This is a genomic window from Moraxella caprae DSM 19149 (genome assembly GCF_000426885.1).
GTDB lineage: Bacteria > Pseudomonadota > Gammaproteobacteria > Pseudomonadales > Moraxellaceae > Moraxella > Moraxella caprae.
Genome location: NZ_AUGF01000007.1, coordinates 81,986 through 102,118, shown reverse-complemented (window position 1 = coordinate 102,118; position 20,133 = coordinate 81,986). Strand labels below are relative to the sequence as shown.

The 20,133-nt window shown below is 46.4% G+C and carries 20 protein-coding genes; 8 read left to right on the top strand and 12 right to left on the bottom strand.

Features of this window, described 5'->3' with window-relative positions:
• Positions 1-85: 85 nt before the first annotated feature.
• The 5 genes from K941_RS0102950 (at position 86) to K941_RS0102925 (ending at position 3,591) form a co-directional block, all read left to right on the top strand.
• Complete coding sequence (locus K941_RS0102950) at positions 86-520, top strand: hypothetical protein (RefSeq protein ID WP_029102437.1); 435 nt, start codon at positions 86-88, stop codon at positions 518-520.
• Positions 521-869: 349 nt separating this feature from the next.
• Positions 870-1,814 carry a transporter family protein gene (locus K941_RS0102940; protein ID WP_029102435.1) on the top strand — a complete coding sequence of 315 codons (945 nt, stop codon included), beginning with the start codon at positions 870-872 and terminating at the stop codon, positions 1,812-1,814.
• A gap of 43 nt (positions 1,815-1,857) precedes the next feature.
• Complete coding sequence (locus K941_RS14555) at positions 1,858-2,454, top strand: C39 family peptidase (RefSeq protein WP_167539582.1); 597 nt, start codon at positions 1,858-1,860, stop codon at positions 2,452-2,454.
• Positions 2,455-2,521: 67 nt separating this feature from the next.
• Positions 2,522-3,274 carry a DNA repair protein RecO gene (gene recO, locus K941_RS0102930; RefSeq protein ID WP_029102434.1) on the top strand — a complete coding sequence of 251 codons (753 nt, stop codon included), beginning with the start codon at positions 2,522-2,524 and terminating at the stop codon, positions 3,272-3,274.
• 95 nt (positions 3,275-3,369) lie between these two features.
• Positions 3,370-3,591: a hypothetical protein gene (locus tag K941_RS0102925; RefSeq protein ID WP_029102433.1), complete on the top strand. Its 222-nt coding sequence runs from the start codon at positions 3,370-3,372 to the stop codon at positions 3,589-3,591.
• A 159-nt stretch (positions 3,592-3,750) separates the two neighbouring features.
• On the opposite strand, the gene K941_RS0102920 is transcribed toward K941_RS0102925, so the two are convergent.
• The 4 genes from K941_RS0102920 to K941_RS0102900 form a co-directional block, all read right to left on the bottom strand.
• The gene (locus K941_RS0102920) at positions 3,751-4,362 is read right to left on the bottom strand and encodes an OmpW/AlkL family protein (protein ID WP_029102432.1); all 612 of its coding nucleotides are present in this window, start codon (positions 4,360-4,362) and stop codon (positions 3,751-3,753) included.
• Between the two features lie 154 nt (positions 4,363-4,516).
• Positions 4,517-5,053 (bottom strand): YecA/YgfB family protein, encoded by a 537-nt coding sequence (locus K941_RS0102915; RefSeq protein ID WP_029102431.1) that lies wholly within the window; start codon positions 5,051-5,053, stop codon positions 4,517-4,519.
• A gap of 97 nt (positions 5,054-5,150) precedes the next feature.
• Positions 5,151-5,366, bottom strand: coding sequence for a PA3496 family putative envelope integrity protein (locus K941_RS0102910; protein ID WP_029102430.1), 216 nt, complete (start codon positions 5,364-5,366; stop codon positions 5,151-5,153).
• 182 nt (positions 5,367-5,548) lie between these two features.
• Positions 5,549-6,796 carry a hypothetical protein gene (locus tag K941_RS0102900; protein ID WP_029102429.1) on the bottom strand — a complete coding sequence of 416 codons (1,248 nt, stop codon included), beginning with the start codon at positions 6,794-6,796 and terminating at the stop codon, positions 5,549-5,551.
• Between the two features lie 232 nt (positions 6,797-7,028).
• On the opposite strand from K941_RS0102900, the gene serB reads away from it, so the two are divergent.
• Together serB and K941_RS14550 are read left to right on the top strand one after the other, a co-directional pair.
• Entirely contained in the window at positions 7,029-8,234 is a 1,206-nt protein-coding gene (gene serB, locus K941_RS0102895) for a phosphoserine phosphatase SerB (RefSeq protein ID WP_029102428.1), read from the top strand.
• Between the two features lie 85 nt (positions 8,235-8,319).
• The gene (locus tag K941_RS14550) at positions 8,320-8,841 is read left to right on the top strand and encodes a hypothetical protein (protein ID WP_051225827.1); all 522 of its coding nucleotides are present in this window, start codon (positions 8,320-8,322) and stop codon (positions 8,839-8,841) included.
• Positions 8,842-8,970: 129 nt separating this feature from the next.
• Here the strand turns inward: K941_RS14550 and K941_RS0102885 are convergent, their stop codons facing one another.
• The 8 genes from K941_RS0102885 to K941_RS14545 form a co-directional block, all read right to left on the bottom strand.
• A complete protein-coding gene (locus K941_RS0102885; protein WP_029102427.1) occupies positions 8,971-10,446 on the bottom strand; it encodes a UvrD-helicase domain-containing protein in 1,476 nt (491 codons plus the stop codon).
• Positions 10,447-10,552: 106 nt separating this feature from the next.
• Entirely contained in the window at positions 10,553-11,359 is an 807-nt protein-coding gene (locus tag K941_RS0102880; protein WP_029102426.1) for an acetyl-CoA carboxylase carboxyltransferase subunit alpha, read from the bottom strand.
• 344 nt (positions 11,360-11,703) lie between these two features.
• Positions 11,704-12,108 carry a hypothetical protein gene (locus K941_RS0102870; RefSeq protein WP_029102425.1) on the bottom strand — a complete coding sequence of 135 codons (405 nt, stop codon included), beginning with the start codon at positions 12,106-12,108 and terminating at the stop codon, positions 11,704-11,706.
• On the bottom strand, positions 12,105-13,664 hold the full coding sequence (gene ppx / locus K941_RS0102865; protein WP_084137656.1) for an exopolyphosphatase: 1,560 nt from the start codon (positions 13,662-13,664) through the stop codon (positions 12,105-12,107). The genes K941_RS0102870 and ppx overlap by 4 nt, the downstream gene beginning before the upstream one ends.
• Before the next feature lie 289 nt (positions 13,665-13,953).
• Complete coding sequence (locus K941_RS16710) at positions 13,954-14,139, bottom strand: PIN domain-containing protein (RefSeq protein WP_084137655.1); 186 nt, start codon at positions 14,137-14,139, stop codon at positions 13,954-13,956.
• Positions 14,140-14,147: 8 nt separating this feature from the next.
• Positions 14,148-14,321: a hypothetical protein gene (locus K941_RS17030; RefSeq protein ID WP_156892292.1), complete on the bottom strand. Its 174-nt coding sequence runs from the start codon at positions 14,319-14,321 to the stop codon at positions 14,148-14,150.
• A 60-nt stretch (positions 14,322-14,381) separates the two neighbouring features.
• Positions 14,382-14,522, bottom strand: a complete 141-nt coding sequence (locus K941_RS17025) for a hypothetical protein (RefSeq protein ID WP_156892291.1) — start codon at positions 14,520-14,522, stop codon at positions 14,382-14,384.
• 58 nt (positions 14,523-14,580) lie between these two features.
• A complete protein-coding gene (locus K941_RS14545; RefSeq protein ID WP_036387329.1) occupies positions 14,581-15,555 on the bottom strand; it encodes an RluA family pseudouridine synthase in 975 nt (324 codons plus the stop codon).
• A gap of 722 nt (positions 15,556-16,277) precedes the next feature.
• On the opposite strand from K941_RS14545, the gene K941_RS0102845 reads away from it, so the two are divergent.
• A complete protein-coding gene (locus K941_RS0102845; protein ID WP_029102423.1) occupies positions 16,278-20,039 on the top strand; it encodes an Rne/Rng family ribonuclease in 3,762 nt (1,253 codons plus the stop codon).
• Positions 20,040-20,133: the final 94 nt, after the last annotated feature.

Below are 20,133 nucleotides of genomic sequence, written 5' to 3'. Positions count from 1 at the left end.
ATCTCTCACCATCATCATCTTAGTGTAGTTATCGGCTATCAGTATCAGACTGATGGTTTTTTCACAACGTTAATAAGGAAAACATATGAAAAAACTCTCAATCCTAGCACTAAGTGCTACCGTAGCCATCGCTCCTGCATTTGCAGAGACGACTGCTCATTATAACACACCGAGTGTGGAATTATCTACTCAAAATATCGACCTATCCTTCGCTTTTGATGATGTGGAAAATCTGCAAACAACAGACATGACACTTGCAGAAATGCAGGAGACAGAGGGGGCGGCGTTGCCATACATTGCAGGAGCAGCGGCAGTTGGTGGCTTTTACAATCTTGGCAGTTATGCTCACAATGTACCAAAAAATCAAAGAACTTGGCGTGGATATGCCACAGCTTTTGGTAGCGGAGCTATTGGCGGAGCAGTAGCAGCAACACCTATCGGAGCAATCAGAGCTCCAATTATCGGTGGCGGAATTGTACTTGCTGGTGGTAGTATAGCAAACAATAAAATGAGAAAATAAATCTAAAAATATCTCTATCTTGCAAGATTGTGGTGGATTTATGTTGTTATTTCCATCACAATTCAAATAATTTTGGAAAGTTTTAGATTATGGATAAATTCTCTTATTTCTTGGCAACAATGCTACTGTTTTCTATATTTCAATTTTTTAATACTTTCATAAAAAAAGAAAGCTTAACCTTACAAAATATTTGCTTTGCATTAGTTTTTTTACTATTGATGGGTTTGCTTTCCATCAAATCATTAGGAATATCAAATAACTCTTTGCTTTATATTGGTATGTCTTTATGCTACCCTTTTATGGGCATGGTTGCTATATTGCATATTTATAAGAAAGATGGGAAATAATAATGTACTTATTTAAAATCATTCTAGCTGTTGGCATCTTGTTATTTGCAAGTGTTACTCACGCCGACCTCCCTCTTACAGTCGATGACCTATTGGCGGATAAAAACCGCTTTAAGCTTGATACGGATTTGAGCTATTATAATCATCATCGTTCATCTGTCGCCACACAGGGTTTTGAGATGGTGGATTTGGGGCAGGGTCGCACGCTGTATATGCCATCCATCGGCGAGAGTAATGCCAATACCGATAGCCTGATTGCAGGGCTGGGCGTGCGTTATGGCGTGAGCGATAAGCTAGAAATGGGCGTAAAAACGAATGCCATCTATCGTAATGCACGCCACCAAAATGGTGCGGAATTGTCAAAGTCAAGCAACACTCATCTCAATGACATCAGCCTTAGTGCCCAATACCAATTTACCAAAAATCATGCCAAACTGCCTGACATGATTGGCTTTGGCGAGTTATCGCTATATGACAACACACAAGGGCTTAAAAGCAAAAGTGGCACGTCAGCACTGGTTGGCTTTACCACTTATACGGTCAATGACCCCATCGTACTTAGTCTGACAGGGACTTATCAATATCAGGCAAATCGTCAGACTAACGTGGGTACTCGTGTGGAGTTGGGTGATACAGCGACATTAAACGGCTCAGTGGGTTTTGCGGTTAATCCTGACATCACGCTGACAGGTGGAGTGGGCGTACGCCATAAATGGGCGGACAAAAATGAGCTGGGTAAATTCGAAAACAGAAGCACCCAAACCACGCTAAATCTAGGATTTGCCTATGCCTTGACCGCTCGGAGCAACCTAACTGCCAATGTTCGTATGCCCATCTCTGGCGATGGTGGAAGTACGCTGTCAGTGGGATTGACAACCAAACTTGGTGCATTGCCACCGCCTTTATCTCAAAAATACCGTCAAACCAAATCAGACACTGCCGACTGACATGACACATTTTTTAAAAATTGGGCTGGTAATATCAACCATCATGGCGACATATGCTCATGCTGATTGGTACACGCCAAATTCCCTTAGTACAAAAACCACGTGGAAAGACATCAAAGACAGTCAGCTGACCAAGCAAGACGTGGATTATTCGTGCGGTGCGTCATCGCTATCCACCGTTTTGACATACTTTTATCAAAACCCTAAAACCGAAAGCGAGATTTTGGACGACATGGCATTAGATGACGTGATGGCATCGTTTTTGGATTTGGCAAAAGTGAGTGAAAAATACGGCTACACCGCTCGTGGTATGATGATGGATTATGACACACTTGCCAAAATCAAAATCCCTGCCATCGTTTATGTCAATCACAAACGGAGCGACCATTTTAGTGTGGTGCGTGCCATTGACAAGCAAAATGTTTATTTGGCGGATAGCAGTTGGGGCAACCGCACGCTGACACGCAAGCAATTTGAAAAGTTGTGGCTTACCACCGACAACCTCACATCAGGCAAAGTACTACTTATACTACCCACCACCGACCACCAAAAACAGATGAGTGATAAGGATTTTACCGCCATACAAGACGCCCAAACTCTTTTAAGACAAAGTCCTGTATTGTTTAGGCGGTTTTTATAATCCACCAAAATAAACCCTTAGTTATCACTAGCACCAAACTGTTATTTTATACACCCAGCGACCCATCATGAAAAACGAGCCACTGACCGGCTATCTACTACATGCCCGAGCCTATCAAGAAAAACGGGCGATTTATCAGTTTTTTAGTGCCGAACATGGCGTGGTGCATGGCGTAGGCGTGCGTGGCATGCCGTCCTTTGCAGTGATTGAGCTGTTTGCCAGTGGGCAAAACACCCTAAAAAACTTCACCCAAATTCACATCACGACCACATCGCCCCCACGCTCTTTGGGGCAAAATCAGTACGCCCTACTCTATCTTAATGAACTCATCTGCCGACTCATCGCCCCCGAAAACCCCTGCCCCGCCCTATGGCAACACTACCATGACAGCGTGACACAACTCCAAGCTGTCAGTCATGACATGGGCGATGATAGAAATAATAAAACGGGCAACAACACCGCTCATGAGATGAGCAACATGAACAAGATGAAACGGACACTAAGGCAGTTTGAGAGAACGTTGTTTGATGAGCTGGGTGTAGGCATTGACTGGGGTGCAGATGAGACAGGGCAGGCGATTGATGTGCAGGCATATTATGACTTTATCCCCACACGGGGCTTTGTTAGCACCGACGGCACTGGCACATCAGGGGCACTGATTAGGGCAGTCAGCAAGACAGACCATCATCAGCCAAGCCCCACCGCCTTGGCACTGCTCGGACAGGTACATCAGGCGATGATAGACTACCTACTTGACTACAAACCCTTAAACAGTCGTAAGCTATGGGCAGAACAGGTCAGATATCGCCAGTTGTCTTGACCACCTGCCCTACTTCTGTTATCCTGCCCCACTTCTGTTATACAGTCAAAGAATTATAAAATTACCACAAATTCATGTCATGTGGATGTAGGGACGTGCTGAGCACGTCCTTTAATAATGCCAATTTTGGGGTGCAAAGTCAGCCCCATAAAGCCTATGGCAATCAGTTACAACTCACCATCCGCCACAAGCGTGCGAATCACCTTTTTGTCGTGCTTGCCCACGCTGGTTTTGGGAATGTCGGCGACAAAACGTACACTCTACAAAATGAAAAAGTACCACGGTTTTCTGTTCGTGGTAAGCCTGTCGAACCATGACGGAAACCAACCCGCAGGCAGGCTCAGGGCGAACGGTTTGTGTAGTAAAATTCAATTTTGTTGGCTGTAGCATAACTCATTTAAAACACTTGTAAAGATTTTTATAAATAAAAATCCCCAACCGACGGTCAGGGATTTGACGTCTAACTGATATACAGATTAGAATTTGTGGCTAACACCTAGGGCATAGACCACAGGGTTCACTTCTAGCTCACCGATTTTGACACCGTCAACTTCCAAATCAGTTTTTAGGTCTACATAACGCACGTCAGCAAACACGCCCCATGGTGATGATGGCTTAGAGTAAGTTACACCAATTTGAGCGGCAGGAGCAACGACAGTGTCTGCTTCTAGTTTGGCATTGCTACCAAGAAGCTCTTCTTCATAAGGCACAAGTACAGTCGCACCAATACCGATGTTAGCACCAAAACCGTTGTATTCTGGGGTGTTATATTTAAAAGTCAAAGTTGGTGGTAGGTGCTTGAATTTAGCCACATCGCCTCTGTTGGCATCATTGGCACCAACACTTACGGTGTGTTCAAATGGGCTCGCCAATAACAACTCTGCTGAAAATAGGCTGTTGGCAAAGCGATAGTCAAAAGAAGGCAATACCGCCATCTCACTGCTTACTTTGGCATTTGGGAGACCTGCGGCAATGTCTTTTTCGGCAGTTGGGTTAAGATAGCCTAGACCTGCTTTAAAAGTTAGGTTGGCAGACGCTGTGGCAGACAACGCAATTACGCTGGTCGCTAAAAGAATGTGTTTTAACATTGGGGGTTACCTGTGTTAATAAAAAGAAGTGTAAAATGGTTTTACACTTCTATTATAACGCATTTTTAATCATTTTGTCACAAAGCTTGGCATAATTATGACTAATTTTTATAAAAATTATCAAAAATGATAAAAATCGGTATAGTCATCGCCATCAATCATTGGTATGAAACAACAAAAACAGCTCAGTAACATTGCCTTCTAGGCTATTGGCGAGCTGTACCATCATGTCAATGTCACCTCTCATCATGCCAAGCTCTTCACTCTCTTCGTCCATGCCTGACAAGATAACCATCGGCAAGGTCAGCTCCGCCACGTCTTCTTCGGTGTCGGCATCATCAAACCAGTCCACAGACTCATCGCCATACATCGCCTCGATAAAGCCGATACACCACGCCACCACGTCTGAGTCTTCACCAAAGTCTTCTTCGTCGTCGTCAGCATCAAAGGGCAGTTCAACAGGCTCTTCGTCTTTTAAGGTTTGATAAATCTCATCTCGCCATGCCGTCAGGGCGGTTTTGACATCATCGCTCACGTCATTTTCATGCCCATTAAAATAGACAGACAGCCAATTTGGCAGAGGCTTGCCGACGATACTGGCGGTCAAAAACCCATGCGTGGCAACAGGGTCAAAGCCATAAGGGTTCGTCTCTTCGCTGTATAGTAGTGTTATTAATTCATCACGGGTCATGGGTGTACTCTTAGGGTTTGGATTACAATAGCATGGCTAAAAGTGGTATAATTAGATGACAGGCAAATGACAACACTAAACTTAGCCTAAGGCAAGTTTAGGCATCAAAATCATCATCGTCCAAATCATCAAATTCGGCAAAATCATCGTCATCTTCTAAGGCACGCATGAGTTTATTTAGGCGTTGCTCTTCGAGCATGGCGTCGATTTTAAGGCGTTTTTCTAAGGGTTTGGCTTTGGTGTCGTCTGCCAGTTGGGCATCGGCATCTTCTTCAAAATTATCATCATCAAAATCATCATCAAGACCGCTCATGATAACTCCTTTTGGATAAATGGGTTGGGGTAAATAATGGGCAAAATGGATAAATTTGTTTTTATTTTTAAATCAATTTGGCAAAAACAAACTGACCCAATTTCAAAATCCTTATAAAGGTAAAATCATCTTTTGTCAAGTAAATTTTTAAAAATATTACCACCATTCCCCATGTTTATCCATCAGCCAGACAGCAATACCTTGTCTCGCACTCGCTCCAATATCTCGGCATGGGATACGCTCACGTGTCTTAGATGACGGCATTCACGCTCGGCGACACTAATCGGGTCGGCAAGTTTTAGAAAATTACCGTGAGACGATAAATCCGTGATGACACGATTTGGCATCAGCACCAATGGCGTTTTGCGGTGTTTTATGCCCACGCTCACCACTTCGTCTTGACGGGCGATGTCGCTGACATAAGTACGCATGGGCAGGGCAAAGCGTTTGAGTTCACGGTGCTTGTCATAGATGGTTTGATTGAGCATGAGTATCAGCCGTGCCAGCAGGATGGATGCTAGGGCAGATTTGCTGTATTTGTCTTTGCCTGACAGCACGATACGACAGCCTTGGTCACCAAAGGGCGAGATACTCTCGACACTGACCCCATAAAACACAGGCAGGGCAAGCAGTTCGGTGGTCGCCTTACTAAGTAGCTGATGGCACAGCGAAAAATAGACGTTTTTGGTCTGATTGCCCACCGTGGCAAGCAGGTCGTTGGGGTCGTCAAAGCGGGCTTGGATGACATAAGTATGCTCGCTTTGTGTTTGATGTGACGGTTCAGATTGGGCGGAGGGCGTGTCATGCTTGGCGTGATGTGCACTAGATGAGCCTGTTTGAGTGCCGATGGGGTCGCCACTGCTGTGGGCGTGGTTCTTTTGATTGACATCATACAGCAGTCCCTTGGCAAGCAGGCGGTTACGCACGTCATGGGAAATCTCAAGGCGGATGGCATCGGTCGGGCGTGCCACATAGCCATAAATAAGCAATAGCAGTGCATGTAAAAACGCCACGCCCACCAGATACATCCAGTTATCAGAGATAATCTTGGCTCGATTAATCTCATGCGTCTGCACCGTCACATGGCCCAACACGCTTTGACTGCCTGTCACCACTTCTTTGACCGCATGCCCATTTGTCTCTTTGCCCACAGGCACGAGCAGATTGTCATTAACATCATACACCCCCACAAATGCCACGTCATCGCCCCGAATGTAGCGATTTGCCACCACGCTCATGCTGATGCGGTCGTTAATGCTAAGCGGTGCGGACAGCTCTTCGGCAATCGCCACCGCTTCTGCCTGTATGCTACGCTCATAACGCTCTTTTTGCTGTCGCTCGGCACTGATGACAAAAAACAGCAAATTTAGGGTTAGGCTTACCAAAATAAAAACAGCAAATAAGCCGTGACGGGGGGCAGGATAGGTCATGATGAATCGTTCATTGGGCGTGTAGACAAATAGGGTGTAGATTTTATCATTTTTTTTGTGAAATTTTAAGCACTTAAACTCATACTGGCATGATTTGGATAAAATTTTTACATAATATTGACCAAGTTGTTATAAAATTTCAATAATTCATGTTCATGCCAATTTTAACTTTTCATTGCTCAGCTAAAAATGTTACAATAAAACGCAACATCAACAATAACGAGTACTAACGATGAATACTTACGCATTTCCCAAAGATTCTAAGGCATGGCAAAATGCCATTGACCGTGTGGCACATCTCCTACCTGAGGGTACAACAGGCAGTATTCAAGCTCTAAAACAGTTGCCCGTTTTTGCCATTATTGTGGTGGTAGCAAAGACAGCAGTTGATAAACTGACAGACAGTGGTCGGCAAATGGATGACGTGGTGCAAGCATGGAGCAGTGAGCAAAGGGGCTGGCAAGCTGTGGTGGTCGCTGATGATGAGATGGCGGTTGCTAATGCACATCTGATTGGTACTCATGAGCATCTCTCTGACGTGGCGGTATATCGTTATCTACTCATCCCAACCGACCACAAAGAGATGAATGCCGACAAGCGTGAGGCGGTCGCCTATATCATCGATGAACAGCTGACGGCTTATCTAAGAAAAACCTTAAAGCCCAAGCCCAACTATCAATTTCAAGTTGATGAGACAGGGCAAGTATCCGAACTTACCCCCGAGCAGATGACACAACTCAAAAAAGGCTATATTGACGTTCATATCCTATCCATCGCCCAAATGCTTCGCCGTCATAAACTTGTTTGTTTTGACATGGATTCAACGCTCATTCATCAAGAGGTTATCGTTGAGTTGGCACGTATTGCCGGTGTGGCGGACAAGGTTGCAGAAATTACCGAATCTGCCATGCGTGGTGAGATAGATTTTAATGAAAGTTTTGCCAAACGTGTGGCACTCTTAGAGGGTGTGGATGTCTCGGTGGTTGATGATATCATCAAAGACCACATCAGCTTCTCAGAGGGGGCATTTGCCACCATCAAAGCCCTAAAAAGCAAAGACTGTCGCACGGTGCTGATATCAGGGGGCTTTACCCCGTTTGCCAAATATGTTGCCGAGACGTTGGGCATGGATGAATATCATGCCAATCCCCTACTGGCAACAGGCGGTAAGCTGACAGGCGGGGTTGGGTCTGATATCATTGACGGCAAAGCCAAAGCCCGCATTGTCGCTCATGTCGCTGATAAGATGGCGATAGACATGGAAGAAGTGGTGTGCGTGGGCGATGGGGCAAACGACTTGCCCATGATGGCGATTAGCGACATTGGTGTTGCCTATAAAGCCAAGCCCATCGTGCGTGTTAAAGCTGACACTTCGGTTAATATCACAGGACTAGAAGGCGTGCTGTACGCCATGGGTCATCGCTTTGATAAGCACTGATAAATCCAAGTTACCAAAAAACACTTTATAAACGCTCGGATTTGCGTTAGAGTATTATTTTTTATTTTGCCATTTTGAGAACATCATGCTAACTTTACCCATCATCGACGTAAAAACCGACCCTTTGGACGCCCTGCTGTACGGCTTAGGACTGCGACTGTCAGCCCTATCCAAGGGCGATAACGAGACTTATCACAACCTAGTCAAAGACAAAGAACTCGCCATTCAATTTAAAAGTGGCGATGACGTGGCACGCTACTACCGCTTTGTTGATGGGCATTTTGGGCAGGCGTTGGGGACTGCCAGACATGCTGATTTGACCATTGATTTTAAAGACTCCATGACGGGCGTGCGACTGCTTGCCAAAGGCGACATCACCAGTTTTATGAGTGCCGTCCAAGATGGCGATGTGGTCATCTCGGGCGATTATAAGCTCGTACTGTGGTTTGCAGGTGTTGCCAAGCAGGGGGCGAGCTTGCCTGAACCTTATGCCGATTATGTCAAACAAGCCAAGCCATATTTTGAGCAGGCTCGTCCTTATATAAATAAAGCGGTTGATTTTACCAATAAGACGTTTGGTAAAAATTTTGGCAAGTCTGGTAAATAACATCTCATTCATCAAATGCATAATACATGGGGGCGTGGCATACACGCCCTTTTTTACACGTCTCTTTTTAAAATGGATGTAACAAATCGCCCCATGTCATCCCCAATTTAAATCACTACACCCATTACCTTACCCATACACCAATTTCTTACCACTGACCAGTCCTGCCAACAGCTCCTTAATGCCGTCTACGTCCAGCACGTCCTTGCCCCGAGTGCAGGCGACATAGAGCAGGCGTAGCTCTTCGGGGCTGATTTTGACGGTTTGGCGATTGACATCGTACAAAAAGTCATCATCTATCTGCACCCTGCCCCATTCTAGCCCCTTGGATTTGTGGGCGGTAGAGACGACATAGTCAGCGTATGAATGCTTGGTTAGGTTATTGATGGCGGATGTGATGGTCTTGGTGCCATGCTCTTCGATGAGTCGCACCCATGTTTTTAGGTCACTGCCTTCGCCTGTCTCGCTAAACTCTTGGACTTCGCCCCAATGACTAAAAAAGGCAAGCTCGGGCGTGCCATAGGCGGATTTGCCATGTTTTAAGCTGTCCGCTCCTTGGCAAAATCGCAGTATCCTTGCACTGTCCGCTTGCAAGGCGACTTTATGCCCCATCTTTTGCCCTGCCAACAGACGCGCCATGGCGTTGGCGTTGGTACGACAAAGAATGGCATCTTTTTGCCCATTTGCCAGTAGGCGTGCGGTCATCGAATGTTTGGCAGGGTTGCCTTTTAGAGGGATTTCTTCTTGTAATGCCTTTAAAAAAATATTGGCAACTTTGGCAATCTCATCACCAAAGCGAAACGACTGCGTAAGTAGCGTGGCAGGATACGGCAAGCGTTTCATGGCGTTGGTCGCCCCCCGCCATTCATAAATCTGCTGATGAGCATCCCCGACATAGATGGTCTGCTTATTTTGTTGTAATAACGCCCCCATCATGAGCGGGTCAGCGTCTTGGGCTTCGTCAAACAGGATGAAGTCGGCAGGAATAATGGGATTTGAGAGCGTCCACAGTTTTAGATAGACATCATGCCCTATCCCTGCACTGTGGCGGGGGTCGATAGACGACAGCCAGCGATATTCAAAGGCAGGATAGAGTAGCTCTTGCAATCGCACCTTGTCAGCATTCGACAACCAAGACGGGGGCGTGATGTGGCGTGGGGCAGGATAGGCAGATGACGTCTTACAAAACGTAATGATGGCTTCGCTTATGATATTAGCAAGTTTGGCAGGTGTCAGCACCACGGATTTTTTGACCCCGTCAAAACTTCGCTCCACTTCGATGGCACTCAAGCCAAGCTCCGTTGCCAGCCTAGCAGGGGTCAGCCGTGGCAGGCTCACTTTGGCGGTAATGCCCTGTGGCACATGGCGATAGGCGAGCGAGTGAAAGGTTTGGCATTTGACATTGGGGGGAAATTTGCCTTGGGCTTCGCTAGCGATGGACTTATTAAATGCCAAATACAGCCCACGCCCACGCAAATTTTCGCTGATGAGTTTGAGTGTCGTGGTCTTGCCTGCCCCTGCATACGCCACGATTTTAAAGGAATCGCCTGTCATCGCCATATTTAGGGCGGATAATTGCTCATCGGTGGGGGCGTATGCGGTCATGGCGTTGGTCTGGATAAAACGTGGTATTATAGCAAATTTTGCCTGTATTGTCGGTAGTTTTGGCAATAATAAACCGCCCTTTTTGGCGGTTTGTCGAACATCACAATCACAGCGAAATCTTAGAATTAAATCTCATAAGACGCTCGTACCGCCCAGCGAGCAGCTCATTTTTGCCCAGCATTTCAAGCTCGTTTAATTGCTCGTTTAACAAATTTTTCAAATTTGTCATCACCACATCAGGCTCAATATGTCCACCAGCCCCTTCGTCCACAACTTCATCAATGAGTCCTAACTGGTGCAAATTATTTGCCGACAGTTTCAACGCTTCGGACGCATCAGGGGCTTTTTCGGCGGTTTTCCATAGGATAGAGGCACAGCCTTCGGGACTGATGACCGAATAAATGCTATTTTGGAGCATATTGACCTTATCCGCCACGCCAATGGCTAACGCCCCACCAGAGCCACCCTCGCCGATGACGGTAGCGATGATTGGGGTATTAAGACTGCTAAATACCGCAATGGCACGGGCAATGGCTTCTGCCTGCCCACGCTCTTCTGCTCCCACCCCCGGATACGCCCCTGGGGTGTCGATGAATGTCAAAACAGGCAAACCAAAGCGTTCTGCCATCTGCACAAGGCGAATGACCTTGCGGTAACCTTCGGGGCTTGCCATACCAAAATTGTGGGTAATCCGCTCACGAGTAGAACGCCCACGGTGCTGACCGATGACCATGACAGGCTTGCCGTCAAAACGAGCAAGACCGCCCAAAATCGCACGGTCGTCATGAAAAGCACGGTCGCCATGCAACTCATCAAACTCGGTAAATAGCGTCTTGACATAATCCAAAAACAGCGGACGGTCGGCATGGCGGGCAAGTTTGACACTTTCCCAAACGCTCACAGGTTGGTTCATAATGTTTCCTTATCATTCGTACAAATGTAAACTTATATAGTTTAGCATACTTTTTGGCGTTTGGGAAATGGTTTAGGGGTCGTCCCACGTTCGCCCATTGGTGTAGTTTTTCTTGACAAAAGGGAAATGGCTGGCGGTTGGGTCTTGTTGGAGCATTTTTACCATATTGCTAATTATCCAAATGCAACTTTTGAGACTTTCAGGAATGTATTTTTCATTTTGATGGGTAAAATAAAAAATAGCTCCCATTTCATTGGAATTGATTACATAAGAAAAATCATGCCATAATGACTTTTTATAACTTATCGCAAACGACAGATTGCCCTTAGATATATAAACACTTCCTATCTTATCAATCGGTACAGCCACAAGCTCTTTACCAAACACATCGTACACACGCACGCCCTGATGAGTGATGGCAATAAAAGGGGTGGTTTTTGGTAGATTTTAATTACTTTTAATTGCTTTTTATATTGGTATTTGTCAATCATTGAAATGACCGCAAATATCACGATGAGTAGAAGCCAAAACCAAATAACATCCAGTATCGAATTGCCCAAAGATAACAAAAGACCCAACACAAACAGTTGCCCTATCACCACCAAAGCACAAAACAACCAACCATGCAGATTGTCTTTTTTATGATACTCTGCAAATCGCTCTTCGGTGGTATTCTCACGCATGATGACAAACGGCAAGGGAATGCTCATACGGCTTGGAATGTCATCATTGCTCTTGTATACGGTCATGGATAGCCAACCACCGACAATTTCACCCCCCATTTGGCAAATTGGGCAATGTCATTATTTAGTTCATTAACGATAAGCTCTTTGTGCAGGCCGTCCCCTAGTGTGATTTTCCAGTGGTCTTTGTCTTTGCCAATAGACAAATAAATGGGAGCGGATTTGATAGTGCGTGAGTGGTTGGCGGTAACGGCAAGGCGTAAAATCAGGCACAGATAGGCAAGTTTGCGACCGCCTAAGTTTTCAATAACATCTAGGTTTTCGGATTTGAGTTTTCGTCTGTGGTTTAGGGCAATCTGAGCCATGCTCGCCTGCCCTGTCTGGGCAAATCCTGCAATGTCCGAAAATTCAAGCAAATACGCACTATGACGCTGATAGTTGCTATGACCCACGGCAAGCCCAATCTCATGCAAATTGGACGCACGGCGGAGCAAGTCCCTGTCTTCATCATCAAAGCCCAAATCTGCCTTGACCATATCAAACAGTCGCCCACAAGTCGTCATGACACGCCCTGCCTGCTTAAAATCCACCGAATACCGCTCAGCAAGGGCGGACACCGAACGGTCTCGCACGTCTTCATTGTCAAGTCGCCCCAGCATGTCATACATCACGCCTTCACGCAACGCCCCGTCTGAATAATAAAGCTCTTTAATATCAAGCGCTTGCATGATTGCCAACAGCTCCGCCACTCCTGCTGGGAATACCGCTTGGCGATGAGCTTTTACCCCTTCAAAGGTGATTTTGTCAATGTTGCCAAGTTTGATAAGGTGTTTTTTTAATTTTGTCATGCCGTCCAGCGTGATGACATCTTTGGCAAATCCAAGCTCTTCTAGCACAAGTTTACACGCCTTTGCCGTGCCAGATGACGCAATAGCGTTGTCCCAACCTGTTTTTTTGTAGCGTTTGGCGATACTTAACAGCTCGGTTTGGGTTGCCGTCATCGCCCCGTCAAACGCACGCTCGCTGATACGTCCGTCTGCAAAAAATTTGCGAGTAAAAGACACACAGCCCATTTGCAAACTTTCCATTTCAATGGGTTCAAAGCCTTGCCCGATGATAAATTCGGTACTGCCCCCACCAATGTCAATCACAAGGCGTTTGTCGGTACTGGCGTTAGAGTGCGACACACCAAGATAGATAAGGCGAGCTTCTTCACGCCCTGCGATGACTTCAATGGGCTTTGGCAAAAAAGCATTGGCACGGCGGATAAATTCTTGGGCGTTCACCGCCTTTCTTAGGGCATTGGTTGCCACCACCCTTAGGCGGTCGGGGCTGATTTCGCTGACATGGGGCAAAAAGCGTTTTAGGCAGTCAATGCCACGCTCCATGGCTTCCTCAGATAGGACGTTGTTTTCGTCAAGCCCTGCCCCTAATTGCACTTTTTCAGAAATGCTGGCGATACGGCGGACTTCGCCGTGGTCAAGCCGAGCGATTGCCAAGTGAAAACTGTTTGACCCCAAGTCTATCGCCCCCAAAAGTTCATCACGGGACAGCCCTGTGTCAGAAATGGATTTGGCAATGGCTTCATGGCGGGCGGTCGTGTCTATCATTACAGGTTTCATGGCGTTTTTCCAAAAAATATAAATGACTACTGTAAAATAAAATTGGCAAATTGTCTAGGGCTTTTTGGGGAAATTGGGTTGATTTGGGGAAGCGTTCTGTGTTTGTCTGTCGTAATGGTAAGGTGCGTATTACGCACCAATATTTTTTAATCCTTTGCTAATTTATGATAATTTTGGATAGATTTGTAGGAGCAAATTGCAATTTTTCCCTACCAATTTATCCAAAAAAACTTACCCATTAACAATGCCTAAAAACATAGTGGTGCGTGGTATGCACCTTACTTACTTCTTAACCCTGCGTCTCTTTTTGGTATTTATTCATCAATCCGTTATCAAGCGTTAAAAGCTGTAAATCATGGGTTAAGGCGGTAGCTAAGATGATACAATCAGGTAATTTTATCTTGTGGTGCTGTCTTAGACTGATGGCTTTATTTTCTATCTGGTCATCAATGGGCAATCTTTGAGAATTTGCCAATAAGCGACTTAAATTGTCGTGGTCTTGTACTCATAGCTCAAACCCCAACACTTCCATGCGGTTAATGGGCTGATGGCACATTCCGACAAATGCACGCCTGCCATAATTTCTATGGCTTTTGGATTGCTGTTGTATAATCCCAAAATAAAGCAGGTATCTATCAAATATTTAATCCCACTCATCACGCACCGCCTTTTTTCGGGCTAATTCATCACCCAAATGGGTACGATTGGGTAGGGTTTTTAAAAGTCTGTTACCAACATATCTTTGGGTTGATAGTCATTTTGTATTTTGTTAATTAACCACTCTTGGGCAGTCATGTCCTGTTGCTCGGCTTGTTCTATGACAATTTGGGCGGTGGTCGGTGGCAGGTCAATAATCATGGCTATCCTTTTATCATTAACTATTAAATGGCATCTTAGGCAATTATAACCCCAAACCCTACCCCTCACAAACCCCCCTCATATCATCAGGCATATCCACTTCAAACACCTGCACACCATCATCGCTTGGCACGGCAATCCGCCATGCGTGCAGACACAGCCGTTTTATGCCTTTTTGGGTGGCAAGGCTTGCTTGCGTGGGCGATTGGTATTTGTCATCGCCAAGCAAGGCATGACCGACACTTGCCATATGCACACGGATTTGGTGCGTGCGTCCTGTAAGCGGACTTGCCTTGACAAGGCTTACCGCCATGCCGTCTATCTCAAAAGTCGCCAGCACCTCTATCACAGTCTGGGACGGTTTACCGTCTTTATCTACCTTGACCCGTCTTTCGCCATTTTTTAGGGTATATTTAAGGAGCGGTTTGTCTATTTTTTGACCGCTCTTTACCGTGCCATGCGCCACGCACAGATAGTCTTTTTGTATGGTTTTTTCTCTAAAATGGGCTTGTAAGTCTTTTAAGGTACTGCGTTTTTTGGCGATAAGCAATAGCCCTGACGTGTCTTTGTCAATCCTATGGATAAGTTCTAAATATTTTTTGCCCGTTGCCACTCGCATGGCTTCAATCACCCCAAAACTCTCGCCACTTCCGCCATGCACCGCCAAGCCGTGCGGTTTGTTTAGCACAATCAAGCCGTCATTTTCAAACACCACTCGTCCAAGCAAGCCTTTGGCAAAGTCATCTGACACCACAGGCTCATCACGCACCGATAGGCGAATGGGAGCAACACGCACGACATCGCCTGTACTAATGCGGTCATGGGGCTTACAGCGTTTTTTGTTAATACGGATTTCATCGTCTCTGATGAGCTTATATAGGTGCGAGCGTGGCAAGCCTTTTAAGCGAGCGAGCAAAAAATTATCAATACGTTGTCCGTGTTGGCTTTCGGTTACGGTCAAAAAATTGACACGGCTAAAATCGCTAATCGCATCATCAGCCGATTGGGGCGTTTTGGGGGAATTTTGGGTCATATTGTTAAATTTTTAAAATTTTGATAGGAAAATTTGGGTAAATCTGATATAGTTTAGCACGTTACCAAATAAAGTGATGACAAAAGTGAAATTTTTGCCAAAAATGGCGTATTTTTAGGGCGTGTCTGCCTTTGATATTTGCAAGGAAAAATGAGAGAAATCACACGTTTTTCAAGGAAAAAGTGAAGTTTGATAGCAATTCTATCAAATGAACTTTTGACGAAGAAAAACAAGATTTAGCCTTTTTTCATGCAAAAATCGATTAAAGTTTTAAATTTTCATCAGATTTTAATAAAATGTTATCAAGGGTAGGCACGCCCTAGAATATCAAATGAATTTTAGATATTGATAAATCAAACTCATCACAGGTAGCCCACCCAATTTTTTATTTTGCACATCAAGGTGCGTAAGATTTTTTGCCAAACACACACAAAAACACAAGACAAACACTGTTTTTGTAGAATTTGCTGTTTGGTCTCATCGGTGCAAGCGATGACTGTATGATAAGGGTTATTCCCAACCAATTTTTTAGGCGTTGAACTGATTTGGTAATGATTTACCAAATGGGTTTTTAGTTTTGTAGATTTTTATTGTAAAAAGCCAAAACATGGGTGCTTATGTACCCGATTTTTGCAAACCTAACACACCATAAAACCCAACCATTTGTCTAATAGGCAACGCCCTATCTTACCGCCTTGATGTTTACTTTTTTAAGGAACATCATGAAACGCATTCTTATCAACGCCACCCACAACGAAGAGATTCGTGTGGCACTGTGCAAAGACCACCACCTTTACGATTTTGACCTAGAAAATCGTACGCGTGAACAAAAAAAAGCCAACATCTACAAAGGGCATATTACCCGTGTTGAGCCGTCATTAGAAGCGGTATTTGTCGAATACGGCTCGGCTCGTCAAGGCTTTTTGCCCCTCAGAGAGATTGCCCCAGAGTACCTAAAAGGCAACCCACGCACCGACAACATCAGAGACATCATCAAAGAAGGCGACAGCGTCATCGTTCAAGTCGAAAAAGAAGAACGTGGCAACAAAGGGGCTGCCCTATCCACCTACATTTCGCTGGCTGGGCGGTATTTGGTACTCATGCCAAACAACGCCAAAGGGGGCGGTATCAGCCGTCAAATCTCAGGCAAAGTGCGTGATGAGATGAAACAAATCATCGCCAGTCTGTCCATACCTCGTGGCATGAGCGTGATTGTAAGAACGGCAGGGATTGGCAAGGGCTTTGATGACCTACAAAACGACCTAAACCACCTGCTTGATGCGTGGTCAGCCATCCAAGATCAAAACCGCACTCGCCCCAGTCCCTGCCTTGTCCACCAAGAAGCAGGCGTGGTCACTCGTGCCGTGCGTGATTATCTGCGTGATGACATCGGCGAGGTATGGATTGACAGCGAGAACGCCTATAACGAAGCGGCGCATTTTATTGCGTCCGTCATGCCCACCCAAATGGGTAAACTGCGTAAATATACCGATTATGAGCCACTGTTTAGCCGTTTTGGGGTAGAGCGCCAGATTGAGACCGCCTATCAGCGTGAAGTACGCCTGCCGTCTGGTGGCTCTATCGTCATCGACCAAACCGAAGCCATGGTAGCGATAGACATCAACTCCGCCAAGTCCACCAAAGGCTCGGACGTCTCCGAGACCGCTTATCACACCAACTTAGAAGCCGCCGATGAGATTGCCCGTCAGCTACGCCTAAGAGACATGGGCGGACTCATCGTCATTGACTTTATTGACATGAACGACTCACAGCACCAAAAGGACGTAGAAAAACGCTTGATTGATGCCACACGCTACGACCGTGCCAGAGTGCAGTTTGCCGAGATTAGCAAATTTGGGCTGATGGAGATGAGCCGTCAGCGTCTGCGTCCGTCCCTAGAAGAAGCCACAGGCTATCTATGCCCTCGTTGTCATGGCAACGGCATGATACGGGATTTGCGTTCGCTTGCCCTGTCTATCATGCGACAAATTGAGCAGATTGCCCTAAAAGAGCGTATGGGCGAGATTCAAGCCGAAGTGCCGACCGAGATTGCCGCCTTCTTGCTTAACGAAAAACGTGAAAGCCTTGTGTATCTAGAACAAGACTCAGGCACACGCATTACCATTTTACCCCATGCTCATCTAGAATCGCCCAATTTTAGCCTGCACTTCAACCCAGACGGCTTTGCCCCGTCAAGCTATGAACGGATTGTTGATGTTGAAGAGCGTGAAAACATTGACCGTGGCTATGAAGTGAACTGGCAAACCAAAACCGATGAACCAACCACAGTGGCAAACCGTTGGCAAAAGGCAGATAATGCCACTGCCAAAAACAAAGACCAAAAAGGCGACAACAAACGAGACAAAATCCCCCAAGAAACCCCCAAACAGTCCCAAGAAGTCAAAGCCGTGGCGTGGTTATCAAACCTATTTGCCCCCAAACCACAGGCACGCCTTGCTCACGCCCTAAATAACGAAGACGCCGCCGCTGCCATCGAATCTATCGTCAATGGCGGGGGTGTAAGCTTGGGTTCGTTTGGCACCCTAGCTCTACCCGAAAAAGAACACAAAGAAGCAAAAGCTGACGACAAAGCACACGACAAGAGCGGTGGCAAACATCATGACAAGACAGAACGCCCTGCTCGCTCTGAACGTGATGACAAATACAAGAAAAAGACCAAACGTGACCACAGCGACAGTGACAGTCAGAACAAGACCGACAAACGCGAAAACTATGACAAGGACAAAAACGAAAAAACCGACCGTCGCAGAAAAGAGCCAGACTATCCCAAGCGTGAGCCAAACTCTCAGCGTGAATCTCGTGGCGAAATGGTGCGTGGCGAGACACTAAGACCTGCCGACAAAGCAGACAAAGAAACGGATAAAGGCACAGGCAAGGGCATGGACAAATCGGCAACCAAACCCCAAGCCCATGAGCCAAAGCCAGAATCAAAACATGAGCCAAGAGCAGATAAGGATACTGATAAACCTGCCAAAGCTGACCGTAGCACACGCAAATCTGCCAACCCTGATGAAGTAGTGCTATACATCAGTCCCATCATCGAGCCTGAGATGACAGGCGATGTGGTGCATGTCTCGTTAGACAACAGCAAACCCAAGCCAAAACGCACCAGAGCTGAAAAAGCCGAACCCGCCGATAAACCCAACAAAGACAGCGAAGTGGTAGACTTGGCGGTGCAAGCAGAAGTGGTGACAGAAACCATCAATGTGGATGATAATGTTACCGCTCCTGTTACCACACCTGCCAATGATACAGGGGTAAATCAGAAAGGGCAAGACACATCCGCCCAAGCAGATGAAGTAAGTGCCAATGCTCATGACATGGTACAACAAGCAGACATGCCAACCGCTGATGTCGTGAGTGCAGAACGCCTAACCACGCTCGCCCAAGAGATGAATAAGGCAATCAACGACCCCCGAGTCGTGGCGGTCGCCCTGCGTGAGAAGCTTGGTCTGACCAAAGCACAGTCAGCCCCCACCACGACTCGCCCGACCATCACAGGCACGGCAGGCGAGTTCATCCAAAGCGTACTGGGCGACACCCTGTCCCAAGCATGGCGTGATGACTTTGTGGCACACTTTTTGCGTGCGGTAGACGCCATTCACGCTGACAAACCCACAGAGACTCACTCTGCGACAGACGGAGAGCAAGAGTTTGAGCAGGCGTTCGCCAAGCAGTTCGCCAACTATGGCTACGCTCCACTCTCAAGCGAATATCTGGCGGACTTTGCCGAGCATACCACCGCACAGCGTGCATGGCACATCGGACAAGGCAAAACCGAAACCATGCCACGCCCCATCGCTCAGCGTGCCAGCAACGATCCCCGTGGTCAGCACCCTGACCTAGGTAAGGGGTCTATCTGTGATGCAACGGTAGGCGAATCTGCTCCGAATGCAGTGGCAGATGAGACGCCAACCCCTGCCACGGAAACTCACAAGCCTGAGCCTGTGGACAGCCCTGACCTGCCAGTAGGCGACATGGCAGAGCCTAGTACACATGACACTACCGAGCCAAGCTTGTTAGAGTCTGCCAGCGACACCATGGATAAAGTGTTAGAATCCGCTGAGTCCGCCTTAGAATCTTTGGTGCAAGCCTTGGATGATATCATCAGCCCAACCGATGAATCCAAAGACGACGGTAAAATGTCAGACGCCAAAGCCCCCAAAGTAGCTGATAAAACTGACGATAAGACAAATGATGAGACCACCAAAACCAGTCCTGCCAGTTATAAGGACATGATTGAGAGCGTCTCAGGTCAACTGCTACAACCAACAGGGATTTTGAATTTGGTAACGCCCAAAAAGCCCAAACCTGCCAAAGCAAAAACTCCAAAACCTGCCAAAACCCCTGCCAAGAGAACATCTAAGGCAGCCCAAAAGGCAGAAGTCGTCAAACGCAAACCCAAAGCCGATGACACCGCCCCACTTGATACCCCATCATCTGATGACAATCAAGCAGGATAAACCGCCATACAAAACCGCCCAAATTTATTGGGCGGTTTTGCTTTACAATCACAATACAAGTTAAAAATCACTTGCAATCTACCAAAAACCTGCT